Source organism: Streptomyces sp. NPDC001920, assembly GCF_053594495.1.
This window is the reverse complement of record NZ_JBSFEP010000002.1, coordinates 143,224-155,562: the sequence shown is the minus strand read 5'-3', so window position 1 is coordinate 155,562 and position 12,339 is coordinate 143,224. Positions and strand designations below refer to the sequence as shown.

Sequence of the window (12,339 nt, the reverse complement as noted above, 5' to 3'; positions counted from 1 at the left end):
CACCGCGGGCCCCGGCCCCGGCCCCGCCCCGTACCCGGACCGCCGCCGGGTCCGGCCCCGGCGCGCCCGCAAGGGGAGCGGGCGGTGCGACGGGTCCGCGACGCGAATGCGCGGTTCGGCCCACGCGACCCGACGGCCCCGCCGTACGTTGGCGTGATGACGCCTTCTCCCGAAGAGGCTCCCGCCGACCTCATCATCACCGGCTGCACCGTCCTCGTGCACGATGATCACGAGCGGATCGGGTTCGAGGAGAACGCCGCGGTCGTCGTCCGCGACGGAGTCGTCGAGTCCGTCACGACCGCCGACGCCGTGCGCGGCCGACCCGCCCTCGAACGCCTCGACGCGCCCGGCCAGGTCGCCCTCCCGGGCCTCGTCAACTGCCACACCCATGCCCCCATGGTCGCCCTGCGCGGCGTCGCCGAGGACCTGCCCACCGAGGAGTGGTTCAACGACGTCGTCTGGCCCGTCGAGTCCAACCTCACCGGCAAGGACGTGGAGCTGGGGGCGCGGCTCGCCTGCGCCGAGATGATCCGGGGCGGCGTCACCTGCTTCGCCGACCACTACTTCTCGATGGACGCGGTCGCCGCCGTCGTCGCCGAGTGCGGGATGCGGGCCCACCTGGGTGAGGCGTTCTTCTCCTCCCAGGGACCCGGCGGACGGGAGAGGTCGCTGGACTTCGCGCTCCGGCATCGGGGCGGCGCGGACGGCCGTATCACCACCGCGCTCGCCCCGCACGCCCCCTACACCGTGGACGAGGCCGACCTCGCCGCCACCGCGGAACTCGCCCGCGAGCACGGGCTCCCGGTCCACATCCACGCCTCCGAGAACCGCGACCAGACCGACACCAGCCTCGCCCGCCACGGCGTGACCCCCGTCGAGGTCCTGAAGCGCACCGGGCTCCTCGACGTCGACGTCCTCATCGCCCACGGCACCGGCATCCTCGCCCGCGACCTGCCGGTCCTGCGCGACGCCCCCGGTCTCACGGCCGTGGCCACCGCGCCCCGCGGGTACCTCAAGTTCGCCTGGCCCACCACCACACCCGTACGCGCCCTGCACGACATCGGCATCCCCGTCGGCCTCGCCACGGACGGCGCCGCTTCCAACAACTCCCTCGACGTGTGGGAGGCGATGGCCCTGACGGCCCTGGTCCAGAAGTCGACGACCGGCGACCCCCGCTGGCTGACCTCCCGTCAGGCCCTGCACCACGCCACCCTCCAGAGCGCCCGCGCGGTCGGGCTCGGTGACCGCCTCGGCAGCATCGCGCCCGGCCGGCGCGCCGACCTCGTCCTGGTCGACCTCACCGGCCCGCACACCCAGCCCGTCCACGACCTCGCCGCCACCCTCGTGCACTGCGCCCGCTCCTCCGACGTGCGCACGACCATCGTCGACGGACGGATCCTGATGCGGGACCGGGAGCTGCTGACGATCGACGTCCCCTCGGCCGTGGCGGAGTTGGAGGAGCGCATGCCCGCCCTGCTCGACCGCGGCCACGGCAGGCGGATCCAGGAGTACGACACCTAGGTCGTGCCCGCAAAGTCCCGTCGTCCGCCCGCAGGGCAGGCGGGACTTTGCGGACACGACCTAGGGACCCGAGACGGAGATTCGCCGGCAGTAGGCGGCGACCCTGCCGAGGATCTCGTCGGCTGTCTTGGTCCAGGCGAACGTTCTGGGGTGTGCGAGGACGGCACCGACTCGTCGCGGGCGCCGTACACGAAGATTCTTCCCTCCAAGGCACGCATGGGGTGGACGGTGCCTTGGTACTCGTCGTAGGGCAGCGAGTTCAACCACGACTTCGAGGTGACCCTGGTGCACGAGGGCGAGTTGGTGGAACGGCCCGGCGTCAGCCGCTTCCTGCGGGACAGGGAGCGCGTGTTCCACACGTACTCGACGTTTCGAGCGAGGCCTGGACGGGCTCGGCTCGACCACCGGCTTCCTTGACCTCACCGCGCTGGGTCGGCAGGAGGAGTGGGAGGAACCCAAGGGGCGCGCGTCGGCTCTTGGGGCGCCTGCGGGAAGTGAGCGCCTGCGTTATCACGACGAGTACGAGGACTGACACCGAACGTAGTGTTTGACCCTCAAGAGTGAGCGAGCCTTCACCCAGAGCGGTGAACGAGTGTCAACTACGTCTCAGTCCCGTCACCGGGCGAGGCGATTCACCTCCGGCGGGCGTTAACTCCTACAAGCACGACGCTTACTGGAGGTGCAGGATGGTGAACGGGCGAACAGTGCTCGAACGCTTTCCCGCGGGAGGGCCGCGGGGATCGTGGCCGGCGGAGGAGTTCGCGCACGCACGGCGGATGGAGGGCCTGGCCGCCGAGGTCGTCATGGACCTGGCGACGGACACGTTCCTGGTGATCGTCCGGGGAGAGGCCACGGCCGACGCGGCCGCGTGAGACGGGGCCCGTCGGGCCGTCCTCCGGTCGGGCCGCGGCGTCGATCAGCCCGCCTCGGGGGCGGGCACCCGCGCAGTGAACTGCTCGGCCTGGAGTGAGTACAGCTCGGCGTAGATGCCGCCGGTGGCCAGCAGCTCGTCCGGTGTGCCGGACTCCACGAGCTTGCCCTGGTCGAGGACGTGCACCAGGTCGGCGTGGCGTACGGACGCCAGCCGGTGGGTGATGAGGACGACCGTCTGGCCGCCGGAGGCCAGCGCGCGGATCTTCTCGAAGACCTCCAGCTCGGCCCGGGCGTCCAGGGCTGCCGTGGGCTCGTCCACGATCAGGATGCGGCCCCGCCGGTAGGCGGCCCGGGCGATCCCGAGCCGTTGCCACTGACCGCCGGACATCTCGTGCCCGCCGCTGAACTGCCGGGCCAGCAGGGTGTCCAGGCCGCGCGGCAGATCGGCCACCACGTGCTCGGCCCCCGCCTCGGCGAGCGAGGCGGCGAGACGTTCCTCGGTCAGGGGCGCGGAGGACCGGCCGACGGCGACATTGACCCGTGCCGTGAACGGCCAGCGCTTGAAGTCCTGGGCCACCATCGCGATGCGCTCGGCGAGTTGGTGCCGGTCGGCGCCGGCCGCGTCGACACCGTCCCACAGGATGCGGCCCCGGTCCGGGGCGTACAGCCCCGCCAGCAGCTTGACCAGGGTCGTCTTACCGGATCCGTTCTCGCCGACCAGCGCGACGATCCGGCCGAGGGGGAGGGTGAGCGTGACGTCGTCGAGGGCGGGACGGGCGGACTCCCCCGGGTAGCTGAAGCTGACGTTCTCGAAGCGGATCTCCTCCGGATCCTCGGGCAGCGCGGCTCCGCCCACCGGGATCGCCCGTTCGGCCGCCTCGACGTACAGCCGCTGAAGGTCACCCACGAAGAGGGCCTCCTCGTGGAGCGCGTTGACCTCCAGGACGAGGGTGTCGAGGCTCGACGAGCCCGTGCGGATGGCGATGACGGCCGTACCCGCCACCGACAGCGCCATGGCGCCGGCCAGCAGCAGAGCGCCGAGCGTCGTGTACGTCGCCACGGTCGCGAGCCCCGTCCATGCCGCCGCGATCAGCCCCGTGCGCGCGGCGAGCCGGGCCAGCCGGGCCTGCTCCGCCTCCGCCACCTCGGACATCGCCCGATAGTGGCGCAGCAGGAACGGGCCCACACCGTGCAGCCGGATCTCGGGCGCCGCCGCCGGCTCGGTCAGCAGCCCGCTGATCAGATGGCCGGCGCGGGAGTGCTGCACCCAGGTGTGGAAGGACTCGTAGCGGCGGCGGGCGTTGGTCAGGGCGCTCCAGGCGCTGGGCAGCGTCATCGTGACGAGTAGCGGCAGCAGGGCGGGGTGCAGCACGGCGAGCACGCCCGCGGCCGCGATCAGCGAGATGGCGGCGTTCACCACACGCGTGCTGTACGAGATCATGCGGCGGGCGGAGGCGGCGCCGTACTGCGCGGTGTCCAGCAGCTTGTGGAAGGCGTGGTCCTCGATCGCGGCCAGCTCCACGGCCGCCGCCCGCTCCAGATACAGCTCGGTCGCCACCCGTTCCACCTTGGGCTCCAGCCGCCCGGTGGCGTACGTCGACGCGGCCCGCAGCAGCGTCGAGACCACCATCACGGCGGCCATGGCGGCGAGCGCCGGGACGGCATCGCGCAGCCGCTCCTCCAGCGCCCCGCCGCCGATCAGCCGCCCCAGCACACTGTTGACGGCGAGCAGTCCGACCGCCTGCGCGAGCCCTCGGCCGACCTCGGCCACCAGCACGATCCGCGCGGCACGCCGGTCGGCCTGCCAGGCCAGCCGGAAACTGATGCCCAGCAGCGACGGCAACCGCGTCACCATGGCCCGCAGGCTCAGCTCCAGATAGGCGTCGCGGTGCTGGTTCCACCCCACGTCGTACCGCAGCGGACCCCCGAACAGCAGCCGCTCCGACTCGGAGACCCCGCCCGCACCCGTCCCGCGCTTCTTCCCCACCGTCCGCCTCCCCCGACCGCCACTAGTGACGGAGGGCCACTATGGCCGGGCGGACGCGTGCGGGGGAGGGCGTGCGGGGAGGTGGGGGGTGCGCGCGGGCGTACCCGCGTGTCCGGGGCGCCGGCCCGTCGGCGGGCGGCAGACCTCAGCGGGGGCGAGGTGTCACGCGCTCAGCGGCTGCGACCAGGAGGGCGTGGTGCCCGTCACCCGGCACAACACCAGATACAGCGGAATCGGCGGCGTGTAGGGAACGGTCCCGTCCGGCCGATGGATCAGCCGAGGCGTGTCCAGGACCGCCGCTCCGGTCGAGTACCGCACCCCGTCCGGCCACTCCAGCGCGTAATCGGAGTCGGACGGCACGATCCACCACCAGTACGCGTCGTCGGCGTACACACACCCCGCCCGGGGCAGCCGGGGCAGGACCGACGGGCCGAACCGCGCCGGCACCCCCACCGCGTCGCAGCCCAGCGGTGTGGTCATCCCCTCGGGAAGCGTCAGCCGCGGCGGAGCGGTGAGGCCGCGACGGAGCCGGATCAGCGTGTCCAGGCTCAGCACCTGGCCCCCGCCGGACGCGCCGCTCACTGCCATGCGGCCCCCGTCTCCCCGTCGTACCGCGCCTGTGCCTCGTCCTCGTCGCCGGAACCCCCGGCCGGGCCCGGCTTGGGCCGAGACCCCCAGCCGAGGTCGCCGCGGGGCTCGATGCCGCCTGGGGAAGCGTCCCAGCACATGTCGCCGCGGGGCAGATCCGCCCAGACCACCAGTCCGGATTCCTGCTCGTGGGCGCCCCACGCGTGGCACAGCGCGTCGACGAGGAGCAGTCCCCTCCCGTGCTCCTCCTCGGGGCGGGCCGCCAGCGGGTGCGGCTCGCCGGGCGCGCATCCCTCGTCACGTACGGCTATGCGCACCAGCTCGGGGCCGTCCTGGAGCTCGCACACGATGTGTTCGCTGGCGGTGTGCACGATCGCGTTCGTGACCAGCTCCGACACGACCAGAGCCGCCGTGTCGCAGGTGTCCTCGCACACCGTCCAGCCGCTCAGCCGCGCCCTGGTCAGACGTCTGGCCTGTCCGGGGGAACCCGGATGCGCGGCCAGTTCGAAGCGGAACCGGCGCTCGGCGGCATCGCCCCGCTGGGGGCCGACGGCCGGGGCGCCGAGGTCGTGGGGGAGCGCGGCGGCGTCTGTTCCTAAGGGCGGGGACGGAATCACGCTTGCCACTATCTCCCCGGCGTGAACACTTGGCAAGTGTCACTCTGAAAATTGCAGAGTGCTGTGTGACTCTCTGGAAGGCCGTGGCACACTGCTCGCAACAGCATGTCGAACGGCGCCAGTTGGGATCGCGAGGACCCGCCGGTTCTACCGAGGTCTTCGAGCAGGTCTTCGAATGGCGCCGTCGGCCTGTCGGGGTTCAATCGGTCTGTCGGGAATCAGGCGGGACTCATTCGTGGAGGTGGAGCGTGAGCGAGCCGCGGTCCGCGCCGACGGTCGGTCAGGTCGTCCTCGGGCGACGCCTGCTGGACCTGCGGGAACGCGCCGGGCTCAAGCGTGAGGACGCCGCCCGCGTCCTGCGCGTCGCCCCCGCCACCGTCCGCCGTATGGAGACGGCCGAGGTCTCTCTCAAGATCCCGTACCTCCAACTGCTGCTGAAGGCCTACGGCATCCCCGACGACGAGGCCGCGGCCTTCGTGCAACTGGCCGAGGAGGCCAACAAGCCCGGTTGGTGGCAGCGGTTCCACGACATCCTGCCGGGCTGGTTCTCGATGTACGTCAGCCTGGAGGGCGCCGCCAGCCTCATCCGGTCCTACGAACCCCACTTCGTGCCCGGCCTGCTGCAGACCGAGGACTACGCGCGCGGGGTACTGAGATCGGGCGCGATCGGCCAGACCAGCCCCGACGACATCGAGGGCCATGTCGCCCTGCGCATGCAACGCCAGCGACTGCTCACCCGCGAGGACGCGCCCCGGCTGTGGGTCGTGATGGACGAGACCGTGCTGCGCCGCCGGGTCGGCGGCCCGGAGGTGATGCGTGCCCAGCTCGACCGGCTGCTCGACGCCACGAAGATGCCCAACGTGACGCTGCAGGTGGCCCCGTTCGCGAACGGGCCGCATCCCGGCACGTACGGGCCCTTCGTGCTGTTCCGATTTGCCATGCCAGAACTGCCGGACATGGTCTACAGCGAGTACCTGACCGGCGCCGTCTATCTCGACGCGCGCGCCGAGGTGGCGACCCACCTGGAGGTCATGGACCGCATGGCGGCGCAGGCCGCCACGGCACATCGCACGAAGGAGATCCTCCGGGATCTCCGCAAGGAGCTGTGAATGGATCGCATCAAGCCGCGCATACGCGTCTACAACGGCATGCCCGCGCGGGACTTGGGCAGCGAGGGCTGGCACAAGCCGTGGAGCGGCGGCAACGGTGGCAACTGCCTGGAGGCGATGAAGCTCGCCGACGGCCGTATCGCCGTTCGTCAGTCGACCGACCCGGACGGGCCGGCGCTGATCTACACCACGGACGAGATGACGGCGTTCATCGAGGGTGCCAAGGCCGGGGAGGCGGACTTCCTGTTGTCCTGACCGCGCCGGGCCCCTGAGCCCTGCCGCCCCTTGTCCGCCCGCCAATTCCCTTACTCTGGTGCCGAGTTGAGAACGCTCCGTTCTCCGCCGCCCCAGAGCCCCATGGAGTTCGTCATGACCGGGCCGGACCCCGTCGAGATCGACACCGGCAAGCCCCATCCCGCCCGGATGTACGACTGGTATCTCGGCGGCAAGGACAACTACCCCGTCGACGAGGCCATGGCGCGGCAGATGCTGGCCCTCGACCCGCGCGTACCGGTGATGGCGCGGGTCAACCGGGCGTTCATGCAGCGGGCCACGCGCTGGCTCGCCGAGAACGGCGTACGCCAGTTCCTGGACATCGGCACCGGGATCCCGACCGAACCGAACCTCCACCAGATCGCCCAGCGGGTCGCCCCCGACGCGCGCGTCGTCTACTGCGACAACGACCCCATCGTGCTGGCTCACGCGGCGGCCCTGCTGCGCGGCACGGACGAGGGCGTCACCGAGTACCTGCAAGCCGACGTGCGCGACCCCGGCAGCGTCTTCGAAGGCGCCAGGAAGGTCCTGGACTTCGACCGCCCGATGGCTCTCTCCCTCATCGCGCTGCTGCACTTCGTCTCGGACGACGACGGTGCCCACGACCTGGTCCGTCGACTGCTGGCCGAACTCCCCTCCGGCAGCTACCTGGTGATCAGCCACGCCACCGCCGACTTCACGCCGGAGGAATCCGCGGCGGCCACCGCGAAACTCCAGGCGGCCGGCGTCACGCTGGCGCTGCGCTCCCGTGCGGAGTTCACCCGCTTCTTCGACGGCCTCGAACTCGTCGAGCCCGGCGTGGAGATCCCGCACCGGTGGCACCCCGAACTGGGAGAGCCCGTACCCGGGCAGGACGAAGGGGTCATCCCCGGGTACGGGGCGGTGGCGCGCAAGCCGTAGCGGGGGCCCGCCGGGCCGGGGCTACAGGTACGACATCATGCGCCGCGGGGCGTCCACGAGCCGGCTGACGACCACCACCGGCAGCGGCGGCTGCTCGGCCTTGGCCGGGGACAGGTTCAGCCCGTAGTAGATCTGCTCCAGCGAGGGCGGTCCGACCGCGAGGTTGCGCCGGACCGCCTGCGCCGGCGACTCCTTGCCGGTGTGCACGAGGTACGCGGCGACCATCGCGCCCGTGCGACCGACACCCGCGCCGCAGTGCACGAACACCGGTCCGGACGTCGAGGAGACCACGCCCAGGAAGCGCTGCACCTGCTGCGGCGACGGCGTCTGCCCGTCACGGATCGGCAGGCGTACGGCCTTCAGCCCGGCCTTGCCCGGTTCGGCGAGCTGAGTGGCGTTCATCCGCTCGGCGCGCAGGTCGACGACGGTGGTGATGCCCATGTCCGCCAGCGCTCGGTAACCGGCGGGGGAGGGGGCGGAGCCGCGCCACAGCCGGCCGTCGGAGTCCACGGGCTGGAAGTGGTTCACGCCCTGGACGCTGCGCGTTCCGGTCGGTGCGGGGGTCTCCGTCCGGGCCCAGTACGACAGGCCCAGAACGCCGCCGGCGCCGGCGGCCCAGAGGACGAGGTAGCCGATGAGGAGACCCAGGAGGACGCGCGGGGCGCGCCAGGAGAGCGGGCGTTCGCGGAAGGCAGGGCGGGGCAGGGTGGCAGAGATGACAGCCATGGGCGACCCGGGGGGCTAGGGGACGAGGGCGCCTTAGAAGAGTACCCCCCGGTCTGTGATCAATGAGTGATAGGTCAGATTATGTGCACTATGTCTCATTTTCCGGGCAGGTTGCCCCCTTGCCGATCACTCAGAGTCCTCGCTCGACTCCATATCGCTGACAGCGACCACCGTGAGGTGAGCGCGCTCCAGCGTCGCGTCCTCCAGGCAGCCGCGCAGCCGCATGACGTCGTGATCCCTGAGCGCGGGCCGGACGACCCCCGCGAACATGCCGTTCCCCAGGTCGCCGAGAGGGGCGCGCAGCAGCGGCGCGGATGTGGAGTGCCGGCAGCTCTCCCAGATCTGCCGTGCGGCCAGCGCCTTGCCTTCGGCCGACACGTGCGGCTCCCGCAGGTCGACCCGGAGGAGCACCGAGGTCGCCTCGTGCCCGTTGGCCTCCCCCTTTCTGGTCTGGGTCAGGTCGGCGAGACCCACCACCAGGGTGGCGAGCAGGGCGACGCCGGCCGTGGTGACGGCGGCGAGCCGTGCCGTACGCCGGATTCCGCCGAGCGGAGGCAGATCCTCCAGGTCGCCGGATGCCGCCGGATCCGGCGCGGCGAGGACGGCCAGCCGCCCGGACAGGTGACGTTCGGCCGGTCTCGCCGTGGCCGAGGCGACCTTCTGCACCACCCAGGCGAGCGCCGACAGCAGCACCCCGGCGACCATCAGAACCGGCACGAAGACGTACGCCCGGTCCGCCGGGTCGTCCAGCCAGCGGAACCGCTTTTCCTCGCGCGCCGCTGCCGGCTCGCGCAGCCGCGTCAGTACGTCCTCCTGGCGGGCGTCCCACTCGCGCTGCCGCCGGTCGGAGTCGCGCAGCCGTTCCTCGATCCGGTTCAGCCGTCCCATGGTCACCAGACCGAACAGGAGCACCTCGACCACCAGCAGCAGCACCCCGCAGATCAGCGCCCGCTGCCACTGCCACCGGTACAGGTAGATGACGAGGTAGGTGCCCGCCCCGGCGGCGGCCAGTGCTGCGAAGACGTACGCGACCTTCCTCATGGCGCGTCCCCCGGTCGCACGTCACCGGCGGTCCCGTCGACGGTGAGCCGGGAACCGGTCGGGAAGCGGCGTACGGCGTCCGCGGCGCCGACGACCGCGGGGATCCGGAACTCCCTCGCCAGGACGGCCAGATGGGACAGCGGGCTGCCGGTCTGGGCGACCAGGCCGCTGAGGTGCGGCAGGAGCGGGGCGAGCGTGGGGTCCAGGGTCCGCACGACCAGCACCGCGTCCGCCGGCCGGGGGTCCGCCCCGTCCCATGCGGTCCCGACGGCCCGCCCGGCGGACACGCCCCGCACGCCGTCGCCCCGGCGTGCGCCGCGCTCGGCCACGACGACCTCCCCTTCCGCGAGCCGGAACAGGTCCGGCAGCGGCGGCGTCCGGGGCCGGGGCACGCGCGCGGGGAGGTCGGCGGGCAGATCCGCGCCGTCCAGCACGGCGGCCAGCTCGGCCCAGCGCAGCAGGCCGAGACGCTCCACGTCGAGCCCTGCCCGCCGCGCCACGTCCCGGACGATCCGCACCTGCAGTTCCTGCACCCAGCGGATGCGGAGGCGGAGGGCTTCGCGGGGTGGGAGGGAGGTGGGGGGTGAGGTGGGGGTGGTGGGGGGTTCCGTTATCGGGGGGTGGGGGTGGGGTGGGGTGTGTTCGGTGGTGTTCGGTGGGTGGGGTGTCGTGTGGGCCGCGGGTGTGTTGGTGAGACGGGGGCCTTTGTGGGGCGGCTGGGTCCGGCGGGTCAGGTGGCCCTGCTGGATCTGGGGGATCTGCTCGATCGGTTGGGTGCGCTCGATCGGCTGGGTCTGGTGAATCCGCTGGGTCTGGTGGGACCGCTGGGTCCGCTGGGTCTGGTGGGTTGGCTTGGCCGGCCGGATCCGCTGGGTCCGTTCGAGGGCGGGTGGACGCGGGGCGGTCGGGTGGCTGCTGCCCTCGCTTCCGGGGTGGGGTGTGCCGTTGGTCGGCCGTATCAGGGCTGTTGCCTCGTCGAGCCCGGGGGTCGTCGTGGCTGCGGGCGTGGTGGTGGCCGCGGGCGTGGTGGAGGGCGTAGCCGTGGCCGCGGGCGTCCCTGTGCTCGTGGGCGGCGCAGTGCCCGTGAAGGCCGCTGTGCCCGGGGTGTCCGGCTGCCGTCCTCGGTCTCGCAGGCTCGGGGCGGTGAGGGCCAGGATCACGGGATCGGTGGTGATCAGCCGGTCCTCGGGTACGCCGCGGGCGCGGGCGTCGGCCAGGGCGGCGAGAGCCGTACCGGCGGCTGTCCGGCTCCGGGGCGGTTCCTGCAGGAGGGCTCCCGCGAGGGCCTCCTGGGCGTGCAGGGAGGCCAGGGCCCGGCGGGTCCAGCGGAGCTCATCGGCCAGGGCGGCACCGGGCAGTCCGCTGGGCGAGGGGATCTCGGCGAGGTGGCGGTCGACGTCGGCGGCGAGATCGGCAGCCAGCCCCGGCAGGGACGACGCGAGGCGCCCCATCCGCCAGGCCGCGGTGAGCCGCCGGGCGCCCGGCGCCGGGTTGAGCAGCGCCAGCCAGCGATGCCGCGGTGGCACGGTACCGAGGAGGCGCAGGTCGGCTGCGGCGCGTCCGGCGACCGTGGTGACCACCGGCACCGACCTCAGCAGCCGGCGCGGCGCTGTGCCCGCGAGGTCGAGCGCGGTGGCGAGCCCACGGGCCATCGGCGCCACCCACAGGTCCTCCTCCAGGGGCGCCAGTTGTCCGGGCAGCGTCTCCGCCACCGGTCCGGGCCCGAGCAGCCGCGCCCCGCGCGCGGGCCGTGGCGCCATCGCGGTGATCGGCCGGCTCTGGAAGAGCCAGAGCCCCCCGTCGTCGTCGAAGCCGAACTCGATGTCCTGCGGTCCGCCGAAGACCCGCCGGACCTGCCGAGCCAGCCGCGCCAACCGGAACAGTTCACGGCGGGTGAGCAAGGGGCCGGCCTGCAGGGAGGCGGCGCGGACGTCGCCCGAGGGTATTGCCCTGACGGCCTCCGTGGCGCTGTTCTGCGAGACCTCCGTCCGCAGGAGCCGTCCCTGTCCGCTCAACCAGTAGTCGGTGCCGGTCCGGGCACCGCTGACCAGGCTGTCCGGCCCACCGCACACCGCGCTGACCAGTATCCGGTCGGCCCGCCCTTCGACGGGGTCGGCCCCGAACATCACCCCGCCCACCCGCGCCGTGAGCATCGGTTGCACCAGCACCGCCATCGGCGCCGTGGACCCGTCGGGACGGTGTGCCGAGTCGAGCACGGTCCGCACGGCCGAACGGAAGGCGCGCCAGCCGAGCACGTCCAGTACCGAGGCGAACTGGCCCGCCAGCGAGGATTCCTCGGTGTCCTCCTGCGGTGAGGAGGACCGTACGGCGAGTGGGCGGGCGCCGCCGTCGGAGAGCTCGTCCCAGGCACGTCGCAGGGCCACGGTGTCGCCGCCCGCGCGGGGCGGGATCACGAAACCGGGCAGCACGGGCAGGCCGGCGCGGGCCGCGCGGGCGAGGTTCGCGGCCTTGGACCCGATCAGGCGCGGCAGTGCGACGCCGGGCTGGTCCAGCGGGACGATGGCCGGCCGGTACATCTCGGCCAGGCCGGTCTTGACGTCGCCCCGGTGCTCTTCCCCGTCGCGTGCACCTTCTCCGTGACGTTCGTAGAGCGTCGTCATGAGCACCCTCCAGGACCGGCCGCCAACAGGGGGGACGCGCGGGGGTGGCCCTGCGCCTGACGGCGGAACGAAGGATGGGGCGA

11 protein-coding genes and 1 pseudogene are annotated in these 12,339 nt (G+C 72.7%); 6 read left to right on the top strand and 6 right to left on the bottom strand.

Features of this window, described 5'->3' with window-relative positions; all coding sequences use genetic code 11:
* Positions 1–156: 156 nt before the first annotated feature.
* The 3 genes and pseudogenes from ACWCPI_RS03265 to ACWCPI_RS03255 all read left to right on the top strand — a co-directional run bounded on the left by ACWCPI_RS03265 (position 157) and on the right by ACWCPI_RS03255 (position 2,393).
* Positions 157–1,521: an amidohydrolase gene (locus ACWCPI_RS03265; protein ID WP_451036481.1), complete on the top strand. Its 1,365-nt coding sequence runs from the start codon at positions 157–159 to the stop codon at positions 1,519–1,521.
* A 174-nt stretch (positions 1,522–1,695) separates the two neighbouring features.
* Positions 1,696–2,053, top strand: a pseudogene (locus ACWCPI_RS03260) (DUF899 family protein); the annotation flags it as partial.
* 154 nt (positions 2,054–2,207) lie between these two features.
* Positions 2,208–2,393, top strand: coding sequence for a hypothetical protein (locus ACWCPI_RS03255; protein ID WP_388811769.1), 186 nt, complete (start codon positions 2,208–2,210; stop codon positions 2,391–2,393).
* Positions 2,394–2,437: 44 nt separating this feature from the next.
* On the opposite strand, the gene ACWCPI_RS03250 is transcribed toward ACWCPI_RS03255, so the two are convergent.
* The 3 genes from ACWCPI_RS03250 to ACWCPI_RS03240 all read right to left on the bottom strand — a co-directional run bounded on the left by ACWCPI_RS03250 (position 2,438) and on the right by ACWCPI_RS03240 (position 5,595).
* The gene (locus ACWCPI_RS03250; RefSeq protein WP_451036480.1) at positions 2,438–4,381 is read right to left on the bottom strand and encodes an ABC transporter ATP-binding protein; all 1,944 of its coding nucleotides are present in this window, start codon (positions 4,379–4,381) and stop codon (positions 2,438–2,440) included.
* Between the two features lie 162 nt (positions 4,382–4,543).
* Positions 4,544–4,969, bottom strand: a complete 426-nt coding sequence (locus ACWCPI_RS03245; protein WP_451036479.1) for a hypothetical protein — start codon at positions 4,967–4,969, stop codon at positions 4,544–4,546.
* Positions 4,960–5,595 (bottom strand): ATP-binding protein, encoded by a 636-nt coding sequence (locus ACWCPI_RS03240; RefSeq protein WP_451036478.1) that lies wholly within the window; start codon positions 5,593–5,595, stop codon positions 4,960–4,962. The genes ACWCPI_RS03245 and ACWCPI_RS03240 overlap by 10 nt, the downstream gene beginning before the upstream one ends.
* Before the next feature lie 239 nt (positions 5,596–5,834).
* Between ACWCPI_RS03240 and ACWCPI_RS03235 the strand changes: the two genes are divergently transcribed.
* The 3 genes from ACWCPI_RS03235 to ACWCPI_RS03225 all read left to right on the top strand — a co-directional run bounded on the left by ACWCPI_RS03235 (position 5,835) and on the right by ACWCPI_RS03225 (position 7,868).
* Positions 5,835–6,695, top strand: a complete 861-nt coding sequence (locus ACWCPI_RS03235; RefSeq protein WP_451036477.1) for a helix-turn-helix domain-containing protein — start codon at positions 5,835–5,837, stop codon at positions 6,693–6,695.
* Positions 6,696–6,950 (top strand): DUF397 domain-containing protein, encoded by a 255-nt coding sequence (locus tag ACWCPI_RS03230; protein ID WP_019757219.1) that lies wholly within the window; start codon positions 6,696–6,698, stop codon positions 6,948–6,950. It begins immediately after the preceding gene.
* Positions 6,951–7,052: 102 nt separating this feature from the next.
* Positions 7,053–7,868 carry an SAM-dependent methyltransferase gene (locus ACWCPI_RS03225; protein WP_451036476.1) on the top strand — a complete coding sequence of 272 codons (816 nt, stop codon included), beginning with the start codon at positions 7,053–7,055 and terminating at the stop codon, positions 7,866–7,868.
* Between the two features lie 21 nt (positions 7,869–7,889).
* On the opposite strand, the gene ACWCPI_RS03220 is transcribed toward ACWCPI_RS03225, so the two are convergent.
* The 3 genes from ACWCPI_RS03220 to ACWCPI_RS03210 form a co-directional block, all read right to left on the bottom strand.
* Positions 7,890–8,594 carry a fused DSP-PTPase phosphatase/NAD kinase-like protein gene (locus ACWCPI_RS03220; protein ID WP_451036475.1) on the bottom strand — a complete coding sequence of 235 codons (705 nt, stop codon included), beginning with the start codon at positions 8,592–8,594 and terminating at the stop codon, positions 7,890–7,892.
* Positions 8,595–8,720: 126 nt separating this feature from the next.
* Positions 8,721–9,635: a hypothetical protein gene (locus ACWCPI_RS03215; protein ID WP_451036474.1), complete on the bottom strand. Its 915-nt coding sequence runs from the start codon at positions 9,633–9,635 to the stop codon at positions 8,721–8,723.
* Complete coding sequence (locus tag ACWCPI_RS03210; RefSeq protein WP_451036473.1) at positions 9,632–12,256, bottom strand: PEP/pyruvate-binding domain-containing protein; 2,625 nt, start codon at positions 12,254–12,256, stop codon at positions 9,632–9,634. Before ACWCPI_RS03210 ends, ACWCPI_RS03215 begins: the two co-directional genes overlap by 4 nt.
* Between the last annotated feature and the right edge of the window lie 83 nt (positions 12,257–12,339).

Excerpts from the sequence above, each read along its gene's own strand:
- ACWCPI_RS03220 (WP_451036475.1), bottom strand. The coding sequence starts at position 8,594 with ATGGCTGTCATCTCTGCCACCCTGCCCCGCCCTGCCTTCCGCGAACGC.
- ACWCPI_RS03225 (WP_451036476.1), top strand. The coding sequence starts at position 7,053 with ATGGAGTTCGTCATGACCGGGCCGGACCCCGTCGAGATCGACACCGGC.
- ACWCPI_RS03265 (WP_451036481.1), top strand. The coding sequence starts at position 157 with ATGACGCCTTCTCCCGAAGAGGCTCCCGCCGACCTCATCATCACCGGC.
- ACWCPI_RS03245 (WP_451036479.1), bottom strand. The coding sequence starts at position 4,969 with ATGGCAGTGAGCGGCGCGTCCGGCGGGGGCCAGGTGCTGAGCCTGGAC.
- ACWCPI_RS03210 (WP_451036473.1), bottom strand. The coding sequence starts at position 12,256 with ATGACGACGCTCTACGAACGTCACGGAGAAGGTGCACGCGACGGGGAA.
- ACWCPI_RS03215 (WP_451036474.1), bottom strand. The coding sequence starts at position 9,635 with ATGAGGAAGGTCGCGTACGTCTTCGCAGCACTGGCCGCCGCCGGGGCG.
- ACWCPI_RS03230 (WP_019757219.1), top strand. The coding sequence starts at position 6,696 with ATGGATCGCATCAAGCCGCGCATACGCGTCTACAACGGCATGCCCGCG.
- ACWCPI_RS03255 (WP_388811769.1), top strand. The coding sequence starts at position 2,208 with ATGGTGAACGGGCGAACAGTGCTCGAACGCTTTCCCGCGGGAGGGCCG.